The sequence below is a fragment of the Anaerobacillus sp. ABD4_527 genome, assembly GCF_056160805.1.
Window position 1 is genome coordinate 2,225,000 of record NZ_JBSWXZ010000001.1, and the last position, 16,043, is coordinate 2,241,042.

A 16,043-nucleotide genomic window follows, 5' to 3' on the forward strand; every position below is an offset into this window, starting at 1 on the left:
TCACCTCTCTTCCTACTTAAAGCGTATTTGAAGTATTGAATCTATGAGAATGATAATGTAGGTCACCATCAACCCAATTACCACACCTAGCAAGTTGAACAGTTCCGGATATCGAGTCGCGATTGCAACAGCTAGTCCAGCCACAGCTAACCTTGTTAAGAAGCCTAGAGATTTTGCTTTCTTCCCTTCTTCAGCAGCTTGTCCAAGTCGATTTATTTTACGGAACATGTTGAATAGGTTATAAATACTAAATATGGTTCCTAGTATTAACCCGAGGAATAATGCTTTGCTTGAGGTAACTCCCCAACCTAGAACGAAGATTGCGAGCAGATACAGGGTGTATTGTAAGTAGCGGCGGAAATGTTGTTTATATTCTGTCATTTAATCTTCCCCTGTAAACTTATGTAGAAGACGAACTAGTCCATATATTCCTCCACCGAGCCCTAATAGGAGTCCGATGACAAGAAAAAGTGGAAAAGTGTCGAAAAGGCTGTCCATCCATTTTCCAAGGAAGATCCCTGTGAGTATCGATCCGACAAGGTAAGACAGGATGGTTGAGTAAAGTGCCATCGCCTTCAAATGAAGCGCCCCTTTTCTGTTGAGGTTAGTTTAGGGAGAGATCGTCTCTCCTGCGCGGATGAAAACCTTATCACTATACCCTTTGTAAGGATACAATAGGCATCCAACCATGTCAATGTGTTTCAAGCAAATGGTGTGATGAACTTCACAAATCGAAATGCGTCCCAAAATCCCCATATACACAAGGATTATAACGCTTTCAAGTCTTCTGCGAAACCTTATATAGAAAAGAGGTAAAATTTAGCGGATAAACTCGAACAATATTGTCACTTTTTTTTCACATTTTATGTGAGTGGGACAGTTTTTAAAACAAAAACCGTTCTAATTAGAAGAGGGTTAGCTTGTAAGATTTTTATAATCTTTTCAGTTTGTGAATAGTACAGACCCCAACAAGATAAAGCGAAGCTAACCTTTCCTTCAACGTTCAAGTAACTACTTTTTACTTCTGTCACTAATTTGCTTTTAAAAGGACCGGGTTTGAGTGAAGTTTAGTGACATTGATTTGGAGGGGAAGGATGGTCGACTCCTGCGGAATGTGCGGGACGGGTCCGCAGGAGCGTTAGAGACGAGGAGGCTCCCTCTGCCCCGCGGAAAGCGAGCATCCTGGAGCGGAAGTCACTACATTTCTGATAGCAAAAGAAAAACCTCTCCATGTTGGAGAGGTTCTCGATTACTTCGTTCCATAAAGACGATCACCAGCGTCGCCTAGTCCAGGAACAATATATCCTTTTTCGTTTAGTTTTTCATCGAGACCAGCGATGAAAATGTCTACATCTGGATGAGCTTCTTGAAGAAGTTCAACACCTTCTGGAGCTGCGATCAAGCACATCATCTTGATGTTTTGTGCACCGCGCTTCTTGATCGAGTTGATCGCTTCAACAGCGGATCCGCCAGTAGCAAGCATCGGGTCGATCACGATGAATTCACGTTCCTCAATGTCTGCAGGGAGCTTTACGTAGTATTCAACCGGCTGAAGTGTTTCAGGGTCACGGTAAAGTCCAACGTGTCCTACTTTTGCAGCAGGAATAAGCTTAAGGATTCCGTCTGTCATACCGAGTCCAGCTCTTAGAATCGGAACAAGTCCGAGTTTTTTACCTGAAAGGACTTTCGATTTCGCTTCAGTTACAGGAGTCTTCACAATGACTTCCTCAGTTGGAAGTTCTCTCGTAATTTCATAAGCCATCAGAGCAGCAACTTCATCGACCAATTCACGAAATTCCTTAGTGCCTGTTTTCTCGTCTCGAATGTATGTAAGCTTATGCTGAATCAATGGATGATCGAACACGTATACTTTACCCATTTGTACAATCTCCCCTTCTCATTTTAGTATCGTTCCACAATCTTCTTCGCAATTTTACAGAAAAACGAGGACTTATTCAAGGTTTTCTAAGATGATAAAATATTCGCACTCATTGATCGAAAATAGGTCATATGCAATGCGAAGACAGTAAAAAAAGGCTATCGAATGTACTCGATAGCCCCTGGGTGTTTTCAATCTTTACTATTAATAGGAAAGATCTTCATACATTGGAAATTTATTTGTTAGATCAATGACACGCTGCTCCGCTTTCTTAAGCACAGCTTCGTCTTCAATGTTGTGAAGAACGTCGCTCATGATACTTGCGATTTCTTCCATTTCTTGCTCACCGAAGCCACGTGACGTAACTGCAGCCGTTCCGATACGGAGTCCGCTCGTTACGAAAGGACTTTGTGGATCGAACGGAATTGTATTTTTATTCGTAGTAATACCGATATCATCAAGCGCTTTTTCAGCAACTTTTCCAGTAATGTCTAAGCTTTGAAGGTCTAATAGTACGAGATGGTTATCCGTTCCATTTGAGACTAGGTTAATGCCTTCCTTTTCAAGAGAAGAAGCTAGTTTTCTAGCATTCTTGATGATGTTCTCAGAGTATTGCTTGAATTCATCAGATAGTGCTTCTCCAAAAGCCACTGCCTTTGCAGCGATCACGTGCATGAGAGGACCGCCTTGAAGACCTGGGAACATAGACTTATCGATCTTCTTCGCGAATTCTTCTTTACAAAGAATCATTCCACCGCGTGGACCGCGAAGCGTCTTGTGAGTCGTTGTTGTTACGAAATCTGCATATGGAACTGGATTAGGATGGTGTCCAGTTGCGACAAGGCCAGCAATGTGCGCCATATCGACCATCAAATAAGCATCTACTTCATCAGCGATCTCTCTAAAACGCTTGAAGTCGATCTCACGAGGGTATGCACTCGCACCTGCAACGATCAATTTCGGACGATGTTCTTTTGCTTTCTCAAGCACATCATCGTAATCGATGCGATGTGTCTCTTTATCTACACCGTATTCCACAAAATTATATTGAACACCACTGAAGTTTACAGGGCTTCCATGTGTGAGATGACCTCCGTGTGAAAGGTTCATACCAAGAACCGTATCTCCATGATTTAGAACAGTGAAGTACACGCCCATGTTTGCTTGTGCGCCAGAGTGAGGCTGTACGTTAACATGGTCTGCTCCAAATAACTGCTTCGCGCGATCTCTTGCGATGTTTTCAGCTACATCTACATATTCACAACCACCGTAGTAACGGCGCCCTGGGTAGCCTTCTGCATATTTGTTCGTTAGGACAGATCCTTGCGCTTTCATTACAGCTTCAGAAACAAAGTTCTCTGATGCAATTAGTTCAATTTTGCTACGTTGTCTACCTAGCTCGTCCTGAATTGCCTGAAATAACTCTTGATCATGCTTTGCTACTTGTTGCATTGATATCCCCTTTCTATCTCACACATATTTCTATCCTTATAATTTGAATAGTCGTGAATCAATCTCGCTTGCATTGTATCACAGATTTTGAAGACCGTATATTAAATCTCAAAATGTTTCGAATGTTCGCCTTTTCACTTACTGCTTTTGTACCTATTGCTGCTATAAGAAGGATATAGCCTTCTCCTGATCACTATTAATACCTCTTAGAAACAATGTTCATTCTTACTTGGATAAGATGCTCGTTCTCCCCCGATCAGCTTAGGACGAGATCTTGCCATCGTTAAGTGAGCATGTCCGATCATCTTGTGTCTGCCTCTGACTGGAACGGCCACGTGCCTAATATGCATGCCGATAAACGTATCACCGATGTCGATCCCTGCATCTGCTGAGATAAATTCAACGAGGACAGGGTCAGTCATTCTTTGAAAAGCATACGTCGCCATCGAGCCACCCGCTTTTACAGTCGGTACAGCGGCTACAATTTCGTATCCTCTTGCTTCCGCTGTTTCACGTTCTACAACGAGGGCACGATTTAAATGTTCACAGCATTGAAAGGCGATGCTAACACCAGTCTCATTCTGAAATGACCCAATGCTTTCATAAACAGCTTCAGCAGCAAAAGTAGTGCCTGCTGTTCCGATTCTTTCTCCCATCACTTCACTCGAACTCATCCCTACCACTAACAGATGCTGTTTAGACAAGCGTGCATCAACTTGTAAATCATCTAGTGCTTCACGGGTATGCAGAGAAATCTGCTGAGCCATTTTCTCATCCATAGCTCATTCCTCCTTTAATTCGTTTCGTAAGCAGTGATCTTACCAACGCGCTTTGCGTGACGACCGCCTTCATACTCTGTTTCAAGCCACACTTTGGCGATTTCTTTCGCGAGTCCTGGTCCTATGATTCGTTCGCCCATCGCAAGTACATTCGAATCATTATGCTGGCGCGTTGCTTTTGCACTAAAAAGGTCATGAACGAGCGCACATCGAATACCTTCAACTTTATTGGCTGCGATCGACATGCCGATGCCTGTACCACAAATAAGGATACCGCGGTCCGCTGTCCCATTCGCAACATGCTCTGCTACTGGAATCGCATAGTCAGGATAATCCACCGATTCTTTACAATCACACCCAAGATCGATGACCTCCATTCCTAATTCTTTTATCACTCCAATAATGTCATCCTTAATCATAACTCCTGCGTGATCCGCCCCGATTGCTACTCTCACCGTTCATCCTCCTCATTATCTTCCTCTTTTAATCGTTCGATTAATCGTTCGATCGCATCTTCAATTTCATTATACGTTTCATGATAGTGCTCTAACGATCCACCGAAGGGATCTGAAATATCGATCGAAGGTAGGCTACTCTCTAACTTTTCCAATTCCTTTATTTCTTTTATAAGCTCTTGTTCAAATTCTTTTCTTTTCTTCTCTTCTTCTTCACCACTCAGTCCATTCAATTCATGTACAAAAGTGGCACGCTTCGTTTCGAGTTCTGCTGCTTTTTTTTGATAAGGATCATACATCTCTTCTCCAAACGCATACTCTTTTAACGTACTTACTTTATGCGATAGCTCTGGGAAATCTCTCAAAACTAATGCTTTATGACTTTCTGTCATCGTAAGGAGCAGGTCCCCCCATTCCGCAAGCTCCCGGTCTAGTAAACGAGCACTATGAGAAAAGGAAATGTTCTTATCTTTTAATAAGGTTTCAACCTGTTGGCTCGCTGGGGACCCATTTGCAGCGAAGACGCCTGCAGATTTAACTTCTATATTTCTGTTTTTATGTTTTACGATCGCTTCCGCCATCGGACTTCGACATGTATTCCCTGTGCAGATAAATACTACTTTCAACATAGCCACTCTCCTTCTACCTTTATTATGAGAGATGTCAGGCGATAAATCCACCCTGTTCAACTACGTCCAATCTGTGAAATAATTTTTAATGTAAATGAAACTTTTTGTAACAAGTAAACGTAATACTTGTTACAAGCAAAACCAAGGGGGGAAAGTCAATGTCACAAAGAAGAATAGCAGTGATCGCCGGATCTATCGTCCTGTTTCTAGTGCTTGGACTCGTTCTCGTTACGAGCTGGTATACGGTCGATGAATCCGAACAAGCTGTAATCATGACATTTGGGAAAGTAGATGAAGAGATTAGCGATGCTGGCCTTCATTTTAAGTTGCCATGGCCAATACAAAAAGTTGATATATTACCGAGAGAAACGTTTAGTTTAACGTTCGGATATGATGAAAAAGATGGAGAGATCGTAGATTTTCCAAAAGAAACGAAAATGGTAACTGGAGACGAAAACATCGTTCTCGCTGACCTCGTCGTACAATGGCGAATCACGAATCCTAAGAAATACCTTTATTATTCTGATCAGCCTAAAGAAATCCTTTATAACGCAACATCTGCTTCACTGCGAGGAGTTATCGGAAGCTCAGAAATCGATGAAGCGCTCACCTCTGGTAAAGCCGAAATTGAAGGAAGCGTTCGTGAAATTCTCACGAAGCTTATCGATGACTACGAAATCGGCATCTCGATCCTGGACGTAAAGCTACAAGATGTTGAGTTACCAAACGACGAAGTTCGAAAAGCATTCACAAACGTCGTTGACGCTCGTGAACAAAAGGAAACGACGATATACGGTGCAAGAAAATACAAAAACCAGGAACTAAGCGTTGTAGAAGGACAGAAAGATGCGCGTATTTCTAAAGCACAAGGTAAAAAGGCGCAGCGTATCGAGCAAGCGCGTGGTGACGTTGCAACATTTAACGCACTATACAACGAGTATAAGAATAACCCTGACGTAACGAAAAAACGTCTCATCCTAGAGACGCTAGAAGAAGTTCTACCTGATACGAAGATCTACATTACCGATGAAGGCGGAGACACTGTGAAATACCTTCCGATCCAGCCTGGTAAAACTGAAACAAAGACTGAAACGAAGCCGAAAGGAAGTGAATCGAATGAGTGATAATAACGTTTTTAATATGGATGAGCACCGAAAGAACATCAACCCATCTAAACTGATTAAAAGCGCACTCCTCATCATCGCACTTCTTCTTATAATCGGCGGAATCTTCAGCTCCATCTTCGTCGTGAAAGAGGGCGAATACAAGGTTGTCCGTCAATTCGGTGATGTTGTTCGAATTGAAACGAGCCCTGGCTTAAACTTTAAGATTCCTTTTATTCAATCGATTACGACACTACCAAAATATCAAATGCTGTATGATGTGAATCCAGAGGAAATCACGACCAAAGATAAAAAACGGATGACTGTTGATAACTATGCGGTGTGGTCTGTCAAAGATCCACAGAGTATGATCAGTAATGCTCGAACGATTGAAAATGCTGAAGCGAAGATGGGAGAATTCATCTTCTCCGTTATTCGATCAGAGCTTGGTCAGTTAACATACGATGAAATTATTAATGAAGAAAAATCTAGCCGAGGTAGTTTTAACAACCGTGTACGCGACCGCGTAAACGAATTACTCGATCGAGACGCGTATGGAATTAGCGTTACTGACGTCAGAATGAAACGGACCGACCTTCCGGATGCGAACGAAAAGTCCGTTTTCCAGAGAATGATTTCTGAGCGTGAATCGAAAGCGCAAGAATACCTGTCTCAAGGGGACGCTGAATCAGACCGAATCAAAGCCGAGACAGATAAAGAAGTAGCTACGATCCTTGCGAAAGCCGATGCTGATGCGCAAGAAATCGTCGCAGAAGGGGAAGCTGAAGCAGCTAAGATCTATAACGAAGCGTTCAGTCAAGACCCAGAGTTTTATGAGCTTTATCGAACGCTGAAGTCTTATCGTACAACACTAAATGATGAAACAGTCATCATGCTACCTTCCGATTCTCCTTATGCTCAACTTTTACAGGGAATCTCAGAATAACACTATGATGTCGCCTTAGGGCGGCATCATCTTCTATATAACGAGAAGCTTTAATCCAAACCCGAACAAGATACATCCACCGAATAACTCACTATATGATCCTATTACGTTCTGAAACTTTTTTCCTATGATTAACCCAGCCCACGTCAACATCATACTGATCAGACCGAACAAGACGATCGTAACGACTACTCTTGCACCATAAATACCTAGACTCAATCCAACCGAGAAACTATCCAAGCTCACACTAAGAGAAAACAATAGTAACCCGATGCCGAGCGGTTTTACAAAAGGCTTATCATTCGATGTAAACGAAGAGAGACACATCTGCAATCCTAATATGAGCAGCAAACCTCCTCCAATCATCGATGCGATACTGCCGAAATGAACGGAGATCACTTTTCCGATCAACAAACCAGCAAGGGGCATCCCCATATGGAACAACCCGATTACGATACCAATCTTAACAATCTGACGAATACGAAGCGGAATCATTCCCATACCTAGTCCAACTGAAAAAGCATCCATTCCGAGAGCCAATGCCATGATACTCAATGTCGCGAGCTCTCCAATAAGCGCCGTGGAAATCATACTCTCCCCTCCCGGGACGTGCTATTCCACTTTTATGCACGTCCACTTGAAAATAGAAGAGAAAGGCGCAATAATAGGTTAAGAGTCGTAGGATAAGGGAAATGATTCTAGGATAAGTCAAACTTTTGGAGGCTATACTCAATGAGCGTACACAGAGACATTTCATCACAGCTTGGAAGAAAAAATCGTGAAATCAACCTATTTATACAATTAGATAAAGAACGAGAAGCAGCAATCGAAAAGGCAATCGAACATTGTCATGCTAATGAACCTTATTCACTCGACCGAATCAACGAATTAACTTCCGAAATAAACGAACTCGCTAAACAAGGATCGATTCCAACACGTTCTTACGTAACTAAAATGATGATTGAAGAATTTGTTCAGAAAAAGCGAAAATAGGACTAGCACCCAAAATCACCCGGCGTTCGGGTGATTTTTATGTTGAGAATAAGAAAAGCGAGCACCCTAGTTGGATGCTCGCACTTTACTATTCTTTTATTACGTTTCCGCTAGCAGCTTTTGATAACCGGTTCATTACTGCAGCACCAACACCCTCTTCTGTGAAAACTTCACTGTAGATCTCATCTACTTCAGCTTCGTCGAAGTTCCGAAGAACATCGTACAAGCGATTAGCGACTGTGACGAGATCACTTCTTGATCCACAAGGTATCACGACATCTGCTAGATATCCAGATTCTGATTCTTCCGTTGCTAATATGCCTACTTTCAAACCCTGTTTCCTCCGTTTATCAACAATCGCTTGGAGAAAAGAGCTCGTCCCATCCACAAGTGTTACTGGTGCAGACGGTGCATAATGTTTATATTTCACACCTGGAGATTTAGGTTTATGACTTTCATCTGTTAGCGCCGGATCGATTTCAACATGACCGACCACTTCTTCTAACTGTTCTTTCGTAATTCCGCCTGGTCTCAGGATTGTAATCGTATCACCAGAACAATCAACTACCGTGGATTCGAGTCCTACTCCTGTTGCTCCACCATCCACAACACCAGCAACCCTTCCAGTTAAGTCATGAATAACGTGCGCTGCAGTCGTAGGACTCGGTTTACCAGAAAGGTTCGCGCTAGGCGCAGCTAACGGGATATCTGCTGCTTCTAGTAAAGCAAGCGCGACCGGATGATCAGGCATGCGAATAGCCACTGTATCAAGCCCAGCGGTAACGTTCGTCGCAACCCCTTTTCCTCCACGTAGGACGATCGTTAATGGACCTGGCCAGAAAGCATCCATCAACTGAGCCGCTTCGCTCGGAATTTCAGGTACTAACTTTTCCACATGTGGACGACTTGCAACGTGAACGATGAGCGGATTGTCGGCTGGCCTTCCCTTCGCTTCAAAAATCTTTGCGACTGCCTGCTCTGAGAGTGCATTCCCGCCAAGTCCGTATACCGTTTCAGTTGGAAACGCAACAACTTCATTTTGTTTCAATACTTCGGCTGCTTCTGCAATCTGTGGATAATGTTTATCTATATCCACATCACCATCCACATACCAAACATTTGTGTGGATACCTCCCACGTTATTCACCCTCTTATACACATATTGCCGATAAACCCATTGGTTTCGGGATAAAGAGAGGTTATTCAGCAGGATTCTACATGATTTGCAGAAGCACTTTCTTCATTCTCAACAAATTAGTCCACATAATGTGGATAAAACACGATCGATCTGTGTATAAATCTGTTGATGGAGAAGTTAGAAGTTCAACTGGCGCCTCATGATCACCCTGTTCGAAGAATTCTCTCTGAATAACCTATTTTGTTTTATGTCTACAGATAGTTCTTCGCGACTAATTGTCGAAAAACCAAAAACTTGAAAGAAAAATGATTCCTCATTCGAGGTTAGATAAAGCTCTTCTAGCTTACATTTCTTCGCATATGCAATCACTTGATCGAAGAAACGTAAAAGTCGTTCAGAAGTGGACTCAGCACTATTTAACACAAGCGCACGAAGCAGACCCGATCGCCCGTGTTTCTCAAGTCCAATGACCCCGAACAATTCTTTCGATTCCGTTTCTGCGATCAAAAATGATTCTATATCAGGAAGCAAGTCCACTTCAAGCCCTGATCGTTTCACAATATTTTTCACTGCTTCTTCATCTTTGGAAGTCGCCTCTCTTACAAGAAACAAATCTATCATCCTCCTTTTCGATGCATAAAAGTTGTTCTGTTAACGTTTTATGCGAAAAAGAAGGATAATAGAACAGTTAAGCGAACAATCCTTTGATCCAATCTATCAAATCCTGAATCACTTGTACTAGAAAGAACTCTACTTCTACTTCCTCAGCCTCTTCTACAGGCTCAGCTGTTTCAGCCTGTACTGCATCACCATTTGAAAAATCTAGAAAACAAAGTGGAGGAAACAATACACACCACCAGTTATCGCCAAGACCCTCACCAATCGTGATCAGTACCGCTTCGTATGTTCCAGCTGGGTATACCATATCTCCATAAAGCTTAGTAGGAAAAGCGATTTCTCCGAATTCCACCTTAAACGTATCGTTACTGCCAATCGCCTCTAGCTCTTTCTTAACGATCGCTTCAATTTCGTTCAAGTGTCCCTTGATCACCGTTCTAGAAGCTTCGATCGACGTTAAGTTTGCAACCCAAGCATTGATCGAATCGTTCACTTCATCGCGGATACGGCGCTTTACATTTTGATCCGCTTCACTGTTGCTATTTGCTAATATACGAAGACGAATCGCTTCGTCTGGAATGATCTGCTGCTCTGTTGCAAGACTAGTTGACCCTTGAAGACTTGAAAAAAGAATAAAAGATGAGATTAATAGATTTATAAGTCCGCTTTTCATTTGTATCCCCGTCCCTTCTAGCACTCATTCTGGCCAGAATACAATGTTTTAAACATTGAACTCTTCACCAGATTGCGAGCCGATTCGACGGGGCTATTTTATCGTGCCGAACACCATGCGTTCTTTACCGCTTATATCGTTTACAACGTCTACTTCTATGCGATCTCCGAATGAAACACGAAGCATTTCAGCAACCGTACGTGCCTGTTTCTCCCCTACTTCAAATCCAATTAGACCAGGACTTGCCATTACGTCTGGCAGGTCATTTGCAAGGCGGCGGTATAAATCATATCCATCTTCACCACCCACAAGGGCAAGAATTGGCTCATGATCTTTCACAAGGGAATCTAGCTCTTCATACTCCTCTTGTGAAATGTATGGTGGGTTCGAAACCACAATATCGAACTGCTTTCCTTTAAGAGGATCTACTAAATCGCCGTGTAAAAAGGAAACCGGTGCTTTCAGTATCTTAGCGTTTTCTTTCGCTACAGTCAGCGCTTCTTCAGAAATATCGACTGCCGTTACAGAAGCACGGTCAAGCTCGAGCGCTAAACTGATTGCAATCGCTCCGCTCCCCGTTCCGATATCAGCGATAGAGAGCGACTTTTCACCAAATAACGCTTGTCCGCGAGAGACGATTCCTTCTACTAACTCCTCCGTTTCAGGTCTAGGTACTAACACATGCTTGTTCACCCGAAACGTTCGCCCATAGAATTCCTCTCGCTCCACAAGATGCTGAATTGGTACTCCTGATGCATGAACGCGTATTTTTTGTGCAAAGCCCTCAAAGTCAGGCATTTCCTCTCTCATTCTAAGCAGCAACTCTGTTCGTGATACATTTAACTCTTGCTTCAGCAGCCACTCAGCTGAAGAAGCTTCTCGTCCATGGTCTTCTAAAAAAGAAGAAGCCCACGTAAGGGCTTCGAATACTGTCTTCATAAGGTCACTCTCCAGCTTCAGCCATCAAGCGAGTTTGTTCTTCTGTAATCAAGGCATCGATAAATTCATCCATCTTACCTTGCAGAATTTGATCAAGCTTTTGAATCGTCAAGTTGATACGGTGATCCGTAACTCTGTTCTGTGGGAAGTTATACGTACGGATTCGCTCAGAGCGATCCCCTGTACCTACAGCTGATTTACGATTCTCATCGTACTCTTTCTGAGCTTCTTGTTGGAACTTATCATATACACGTGCTCTAAGAACTTTCATTGCTTTCTCTTTGTTCTTGATCTGTGACTTTTCGTCCTGACAAGATACAACGACACCAGTCGGTTCGTGTGTTAAACGGACAGCTGACATCGTCGTATTAACACTCTGTCCTCCTGGTCCGCTCGAAGTGAACGTATCCACGCGGATATCTTTCTCATGGATATCAACTTCCACTTCTTCTGCTTCAGGAAGTACCGCAACCGTTGCAGTAGATGTGTGAATACGCCCTCCTGATTCAGTAGAAGGCACACGTTGCACACGGTGAGCACCGTTTTCGTACTTCATTTTAGAATAAGCACCTTCACCGTTTACCATGAAGATGATTTCCTTAAATCCACCTAGCTCTGTGTAACTTGCTTCGATCACTTCAGATTTCCAGCCCTGTGCTTCTGCATAACGGCTGTACATGCGATAAAGGTCACCAGCAAATAAAGCAGCTTCATCTCCACCAGCTGCTCCACGAACCTCGATGATAACGTTCTTATCATCGTTCGGATCCTTAGGCAATAGGAGAATGCGAAGTCTTTCAGCGAGCTCTTCTTCCTGCGGCGTAAGTTCAGCAAGTTCAGCCTTCACCATTTCGCGCATTTCAGGATCTTTCTCATCTTCAAGCATCGCTTTCGCATCCTTGATTCCTTGAAGCACTTCCTTATACTCACGATACACCTGTACCGTTTCCTCAAGACTTGATTGTTCTTTGGAATATTCACGTAACTTCTGGGTATCACTGATCACTTCAGGATCACTCAATAGCCCGTTCAATTTGTCATAACGTTCTTCTACAGCTTCTAACCGTTCTAACAAGATCTTTCACCTCGTTTTCGTTGCATAACATTCTAATTATAGTATAGGATAAATGGCTCGTCAAAAGCAAAAATAGCTTGAACTTTCTATGAATAGGGTAAACTAACTACAGGTTTTTTTACTTAAAAGGAGTTGTTTCCATGAAAGTCGTGATTATAGGTGGAGATGCTGCAGGTATGAGCGCAGCGATGCAAATCGTAAGAAACGATGAAGAAGCAGAGGTCGTGACACTTGAAAAAGGAAATATTTATTCATACGGCCAATGTGGGCTACCTTATGTGATTAGTGGAAAAATTGAATCCACAGAAAAACTGATCGCGCGAACTGTCGATACGTTCCGTGAGAAGTACGGTATCGATGCAAGAGTCTATCATGAAGCAACAGAGGTCGATAAGGAAAACAAGATTGTGAAGGGAAAGAACCTTCAATCCGGTGAGAACTTCCAAGAAAGCTACGATAAATTACTGATTGCAACAGGCGTTAGTCCCATCAAGCCAGACTGGAAAGGAATTGACCTCGAAGGTGTACATACACTAAAAACGATCCCAGACGCGGAAAAGGTGATGGAAGATACAACAGAATCGATAAAGAACGTTGCCATCATCGGCGGTGGGTATATCGGTCTTGAGATGGCAGAAACATTTCGCGAGATCGGTAAAGAAGTACGCATCATCGAACGAGGTCCTTATCTCGGCGGCATCTTTGATGAAGATATGGCTGAACACATTCATGAAGAAGCAGAGCGAAACAACGTTTCTGTTCACACGAAGGAGTCTGTCGAGGAACTTATAGGTGATACACGAGTTAGAAAGATCGTCACAGATAAAGGGGAGTATGATGCTGACCTCGTTCTCGTGTCGATCGGAGTAAAACCGAACACAGCTTTTGCTCAAGAATGCGGGCTTCATACTGCTAAGAATGGCGCCATCCAAGTGAACCGTTATATGGAGACGAGCATCGAAGATATTTATGCGGCAGGTGATTGTGCAACACACTATCACCGTGTAAAAGAGCGTGATGACTTTATCCCACTCGGCACAACAGCCAATAAACAAGGTCGTATCGCAGGACTCAATATGATCGGACGCTCAAACACGTTTAAAGGAATCGTAGGCACGTCCGTTATTAAATTCTTCGACTTAACATTAGGGCGCACTGGCTTATCTTCTAAAGAAGCAGAAGAGCTAAATCTACCGTTCACAAGTTGCTCAACTCGCGCAACAGATATTGCTGGATACTACCCAGACGCGAGAGAGCTTAATGTAAAACTTGTTTACCGCGATGACAACGAACGCATCCTCGGAGGTCAGTTTATCGGCAAGCATGGTGTTGATAAACGCGTCGACGTTCTCGCCACTGCCCTTTTCCACCAAATGACACTTCATGATATCGAAGACCTTGACCTCGCATACGCTCCTCCATATAACAGCGTTTGGGATCCAATTCAACAAGGCGCAAGAAGAGCACAACATTAAAATGACCCTCTCCCACATAGTTGGGAGAGGGCTTTTATCTAGCTCGAACGTGCACTTTGTATCTTGGAACGGCTTGATAAATTTTATCAGCTAACCGTCGTCGCTGCTCATTCAAATCCATTGTTTCCACTGATTCAAACTTCACATTCACCCACACGTGATTTCCATTGATTGAAACAGCCCCAGCATCTAACCCTTCTGCTTCTACAACTTCACGTATTTTGTCCTGATCATCACTGATCGTCGGCTTTTCTACACCCATGTTTCGGTACGAATTTGGATTCAGATTGATATCCGTGTTCAATTGTTGACCTTCACCAGCTGCACCATTTGATTCAGGCGGCTTAAGAGGGGAACATGCCGAAGTGAATAGCATTAGTGATGAGAGTAAAACTGCGCAAACCACTTTCATTCTAAAACACCTCCTGTTCTTAAGGTGTCCGACTTTATAGGAGTGTAAAGCAGTTAAATTATGTTAGTTAGAGGACGGTTTTGAGTTGGTGTGAGGAGTTTTGTGCGGGCATGAAGGTGCTGAGCGGGGGTTGGGGAGGGTTTATTGTCCAAATTCGTGATTTATTGTCAAAATGAAATTTTATTAGCTAAATCGGGGGTTTTATTGTCCAAAAAAAGTTTTTATTAGCTAATTATAGTGATTATCGTTTAGGTTCGCGTCTAAACGCTCACTTCCGCTTTTCTTGGGCTAGCTGCAGCGTCCAGACCCTCGAGGCGCTTCACCTTTTCAATTGAACACACAAATCGTGTTCCCTTGAAAAGCTTCCACCGCCTTCGGGTCTAAACGGACACTTCCGCTTTTCAAAATAAAAAACCCGGTTCCCCGGGTTTTCACAATCACTATCTTGTAACTTCTTCTTGCTGTAAATCTCTAGCCGTTGGTTTGCCTGGAACCTTGTGGCAGTGGCGGCACCGTGGTTCGTATGACTCTGAAGCTCCGACTAGAATGATCGGGTCGTCGTAGTGAGCTGGCTTGCCGTCGATCAGGCGCTGTGTTCTGCTTGCTGGTGAACCACAGACAACGCAAATGGCTTGAAGCTTTGTAACGGACTCAGCTACTGTGAGAAGCTCTGGAACCTGTCCAAATGCTTTACCACGGAAATCCTGGTCAAGACCTGCCACGATGACGCGTACGCCTTCGTCAGCAAGCTGCTGGGCAACTTCCACAATTCCATCATCAAAAAATTGCACTTCATCGATTGCGACCATATCTGTATCTTCAGCCACACGATCAAGTATCGCTGTTGAGTCGTTTACCGGCACAGCAATAACCGATGTGCCATTATGAGACACAACGGACTCTTCACTATATCTGTTATCAACTTTTGGTTTGAAGACCTGAACTTTCTGTTTCGCATAAGTTGCTCTTCTTACACGGCGGATCAATTCTTCTGATTTTCCAGAAAACATGCTACCGCAAATGACCTCAATCCAGCCGTTGTGTTTCATGACATGCATGCAACCGCTTCTCCTTTCTCCCTATCCCGAAAAGACATCGTCTAATCTATATATTCCCCTTTTAAAGGTTTAAAACTCCTTGAAGTTCCTTGAAGTGTTAAAAAAACAGGCAAGAAGGATACTTGCCTGTTCTTATCATTAACCGTTAAGGTTGTATTTTTTTCTAAACTTATCTACACGTCCACCAGCGTCAGCAAACTTCTGACGTCCTGTGTAATACGGGTGGCACTCTGAGCAAACCTCAACGTTGACCCCGTCTTGTTTTGTAGATCCTGTTTCGAATTCGTTACCGCAAGCACACTTAACCATTACTTTCTCATAACCTGGGTGAATTGCTTGTTTCATGAATGTCATCTCCTTCCGCCCTGATTCCTTAGGAAACAGAGTTATCTAAAACCGACAAACGAAGCTGACGGTTT

General features: G+C 43.2%; 20 protein-coding genes. 4 read left to right on the forward strand and 16 right to left on the reverse strand.

Features of this window, described 5'->3' with window-relative positions; all coding sequences use genetic code 11:
• Positions 1 to 12 precede the first annotated feature (12 nt).
• From ACXAHI_RS11415 to ACXAHI_RS11445, 7 genes are all read right to left on the reverse strand, one after another.
• Entirely contained in the window at positions 13 to 381 is a 369-nt protein-coding gene (locus ACXAHI_RS11415; protein ID WP_270180380.1) for an ATP synthase subunit I, read from the reverse strand.
• Entirely contained in the window at positions 382 to 570 is a 189-nt protein-coding gene (locus ACXAHI_RS11420) for an AtpZ/AtpI family protein (protein ID WP_270180638.1), read from the reverse strand.
• Positions 571 to 1,249: 679 nt separating this feature from the next.
• Positions 1,250 to 1,879 (reverse strand): uracil phosphoribosyltransferase, encoded by a 630-nt coding sequence (gene upp, locus ACXAHI_RS11425; RefSeq protein ID WP_270180381.1) that lies wholly within the window; start codon positions 1,877 to 1,879, stop codon positions 1,250 to 1,252.
• A 204-nt stretch (positions 1,880 to 2,083) separates the two neighbouring features.
• Positions 2,084 to 3,331, reverse strand: coding sequence for a serine hydroxymethyltransferase (glyA, locus tag ACXAHI_RS11430; protein WP_474810017.1), 1,248 nt, complete (start codon positions 3,329 to 3,331; stop codon positions 2,084 to 2,086).
• Between the two features lie 206 nt (positions 3,332 to 3,537).
• The gene (locus ACXAHI_RS11435; protein ID WP_474810015.1) at positions 3,538 to 4,110 is read right to left on the reverse strand and encodes a TIGR01440 family protein; all 573 of its coding nucleotides are present in this window, start codon (positions 4,108 to 4,110) and stop codon (positions 3,538 to 3,540) included.
• Positions 4,111 to 4,124: 14 nt separating this feature from the next.
• Entirely contained in the window at positions 4,125 to 4,565 is a 441-nt protein-coding gene (gene rpiB / locus ACXAHI_RS11440; RefSeq protein WP_474810012.1) for a ribose 5-phosphate isomerase B, read from the reverse strand.
• Positions 4,562 to 5,194, reverse strand: coding sequence for a low molecular weight protein arginine phosphatase (locus ACXAHI_RS11445; RefSeq protein ID WP_270180385.1), 633 nt, complete (start codon positions 5,192 to 5,194; stop codon positions 4,562 to 4,564). The genes rpiB and ACXAHI_RS11445 overlap by 4 nt, the downstream gene beginning before the upstream one ends.
• A gap of 158 nt (positions 5,195 to 5,352) precedes the next feature.
• Here ACXAHI_RS11445 and hflK point away from each other — a divergent pair, with 158 nt between their 5' ends.
• Both hflK and hflC read left to right on the forward strand, forming a co-directional pair.
• Positions 5,353 to 6,318 (forward strand): FtsH protease activity modulator HflK, encoded by a 966-nt coding sequence (hflK, locus tag ACXAHI_RS11450; protein WP_270180386.1) that lies wholly within the window; start codon positions 5,353 to 5,355, stop codon positions 6,316 to 6,318.
• Positions 6,311 to 7,243 carry a protease modulator HflC gene (gene hflC, locus ACXAHI_RS11455; RefSeq protein ID WP_270180387.1) on the forward strand — a complete coding sequence of 311 codons (933 nt, stop codon included), beginning with the start codon at positions 6,311 to 6,313 and terminating at the stop codon, positions 7,241 to 7,243. The genes hflK and hflC overlap by 8 nt, the downstream gene beginning before the upstream one ends.
• Before the next feature lie 33 nt (positions 7,244 to 7,276).
• Here hflC and ACXAHI_RS11460 read toward each other — a convergent pair whose 3' ends face one another.
• Positions 7,277 to 7,834, reverse strand: a complete 558-nt coding sequence (locus ACXAHI_RS11460; protein WP_270180388.1) for a manganese efflux pump MntP — start codon at positions 7,832 to 7,834, stop codon at positions 7,277 to 7,279.
• Between the two features lie 141 nt (positions 7,835 to 7,975).
• Here ACXAHI_RS11460 and ACXAHI_RS11465 point away from each other — a divergent pair, with 141 nt between their 5' ends.
• Positions 7,976 to 8,236 carry a DUF2533 family protein gene (locus ACXAHI_RS11465; protein ID WP_270180389.1) on the forward strand — a complete coding sequence of 87 codons (261 nt, stop codon included), beginning with the start codon at positions 7,976 to 7,978 and terminating at the stop codon, positions 8,234 to 8,236.
• Between the two features lie 88 nt (positions 8,237 to 8,324).
• Here ACXAHI_RS11465 and ACXAHI_RS11470 read toward each other — a convergent pair whose 3' ends face one another.
• The 5 genes from ACXAHI_RS11470 to prfA form a co-directional block, all read right to left on the reverse strand.
• A complete protein-coding gene (locus ACXAHI_RS11470) occupies positions 8,325 to 9,365 on the reverse strand; it encodes an L-threonylcarbamoyladenylate synthase (RefSeq protein WP_270180639.1) in 1,041 nt (346 codons plus the stop codon).
• Positions 9,366 to 9,551: 186 nt separating this feature from the next.
• Positions 9,552 to 9,986: a GNAT family N-acetyltransferase gene (locus ACXAHI_RS11475; RefSeq protein ID WP_474810001.1), complete on the reverse strand. Its 435-nt coding sequence runs from the start codon at positions 9,984 to 9,986 to the stop codon at positions 9,552 to 9,554.
• A gap of 76 nt (positions 9,987 to 10,062) precedes the next feature.
• Positions 10,063 to 10,665: a stage II sporulation protein R gene (spoIIR, locus tag ACXAHI_RS11480; RefSeq protein WP_474833400.1), complete on the reverse strand. Its 603-nt coding sequence runs from the start codon at positions 10,663 to 10,665 to the stop codon at positions 10,063 to 10,065.
• A gap of 93 nt (positions 10,666 to 10,758) precedes the next feature.
• The gene (prmC, locus tag ACXAHI_RS11485) at positions 10,759 to 11,604 is read right to left on the reverse strand and encodes a peptide chain release factor N(5)-glutamine methyltransferase (protein WP_474847830.1); all 846 of its coding nucleotides are present in this window, start codon (positions 11,602 to 11,604) and stop codon (positions 10,759 to 10,761) included.
• 4 nt (positions 11,605 to 11,608) lie between these two features.
• Positions 11,609 to 12,679: a peptide chain release factor 1 gene (gene prfA / locus ACXAHI_RS11490; RefSeq protein WP_270180393.1), complete on the reverse strand. Its 1,071-nt coding sequence runs from the start codon at positions 12,677 to 12,679 to the stop codon at positions 11,609 to 11,611.
• Positions 12,680 to 12,819: 140 nt separating this feature from the next.
• Between prfA and ACXAHI_RS11495 the strand changes: the two genes are divergently transcribed.
• Positions 12,820 to 14,154: a CoA-disulfide reductase gene (locus tag ACXAHI_RS11495; RefSeq protein ID WP_474847832.1), complete on the forward strand. Its 1,335-nt coding sequence runs from the start codon at positions 12,820 to 12,822 to the stop codon at positions 14,152 to 14,154.
• A 34-nt stretch (positions 14,155 to 14,188) separates the two neighbouring features.
• Here ACXAHI_RS11495 and ACXAHI_RS11500 read toward each other — a convergent pair whose 3' ends face one another.
• The 3 genes from ACXAHI_RS11500 to rpmE form a co-directional block, all read right to left on the reverse strand.
• Positions 14,189 to 14,566, reverse strand: a complete 378-nt coding sequence (locus ACXAHI_RS11500; RefSeq protein WP_474847834.1) for a hypothetical protein — start codon at positions 14,564 to 14,566, stop codon at positions 14,189 to 14,191.
• Positions 14,567 to 15,006: 440 nt separating this feature from the next.
• Positions 15,007 to 15,624 (reverse strand): thymidine kinase, encoded by a 618-nt coding sequence (locus ACXAHI_RS11505; protein WP_270180396.1) that lies wholly within the window; start codon positions 15,622 to 15,624, stop codon positions 15,007 to 15,009.
• Between the two features lie 138 nt (positions 15,625 to 15,762).
• Positions 15,763 to 15,969 carry a 50S ribosomal protein L31 gene (rpmE, locus tag ACXAHI_RS11510; protein ID WP_270180397.1) on the reverse strand — a complete coding sequence of 69 codons (207 nt, stop codon included), beginning with the start codon at positions 15,967 to 15,969 and terminating at the stop codon, positions 15,763 to 15,765.
• Positions 15,970 to 16,043 lie beyond the last annotated feature (74 nt).

Excerpts from the sequence above, each read along its gene's own strand:
- ACXAHI_RS11415 (WP_270180380.1), bottom strand. The coding sequence starts at position 381 with ATGACAGAATATAAACAACATTTCCGCCGCTACTTACAATACACCCTG.
- ACXAHI_RS11420 (WP_270180638.1), bottom strand. The coding sequence starts at position 570 with ATGGCACTTTACTCAACCATCCTGTCTTACCTTGTCGGATCGATACTC.
- upp (WP_270180381.1), bottom strand. The coding sequence starts at position 1,879 with ATGGGTAAAGTATACGTGTTCGATCATCCATTGATTCAGCATAAGCTT.
- glyA (WP_474810017.1), bottom strand. The coding sequence starts at position 3,331 with ATGCAACAAGTAGCAAAGCATGATCAAGAGTTATTTCAGGCAATTCAG.
- ACXAHI_RS11435 (WP_474810015.1), bottom strand. The coding sequence starts at position 4,110 with ATGGATGAGAAAATGGCTCAGCAGATTTCTCTGCATACCCGTGAAGCA.
- ACXAHI_RS11445 (WP_270180385.1), bottom strand. The coding sequence starts at position 5,194 with ATGTTGAAAGTAGTATTTATCTGCACAGGGAATACATGTCGAAGTCCG.
- hflK (WP_270180386.1), top strand. The coding sequence starts at position 5,353 with ATGTCACAAAGAAGAATAGCAGTGATCGCCGGATCTATCGTCCTGTTT.
- hflC (WP_270180387.1), top strand. The coding sequence starts at position 6,311 with ATGAGTGATAATAACGTTTTTAATATGGATGAGCACCGAAAGAACATC.
- ACXAHI_RS11460 (WP_270180388.1), bottom strand. The coding sequence starts at position 7,834 with ATGATTTCCACGGCGCTTATTGGAGAGCTCGCGACATTGAGTATCATG.
- ACXAHI_RS11465 (WP_270180389.1), top strand. The coding sequence starts at position 7,976 with ATGAGCGTACACAGAGACATTTCATCACAGCTTGGAAGAAAAAATCGT.
- spoIIR (WP_474833400.1), bottom strand. The coding sequence starts at position 10,665 with ATGAAAAGCGGACTTATAAATCTATTAATCTCATCTTTTATTCTTTTT.
- prmC (WP_474847830.1), bottom strand. The coding sequence starts at position 11,604 with ATGAAGACAGTATTCGAAGCCCTTACGTGGGCTTCTTCTTTTTTAGAA.
- ACXAHI_RS11495 (WP_474847832.1), top strand. The coding sequence starts at position 12,820 with ATGAAAGTCGTGATTATAGGTGGAGATGCTGCAGGTATGAGCGCAGCG.
- ACXAHI_RS11500 (WP_474847834.1), bottom strand. The coding sequence starts at position 14,566 with ATGAAAGTGGTTTGCGCAGTTTTACTCTCATCACTAATGCTATTCACT.
- ACXAHI_RS11505 (WP_270180396.1), bottom strand. The coding sequence starts at position 15,624 with ATGCATGTCATGAAACACAACGGCTGGATTGAGGTCATTTGCGGTAGC.
- rpmE (WP_270180397.1), bottom strand. The coding sequence starts at position 15,969 with ATGAAACAAGCAATTCACCCAGGTTATGAGAAAGTAATGGTTAAGTGT.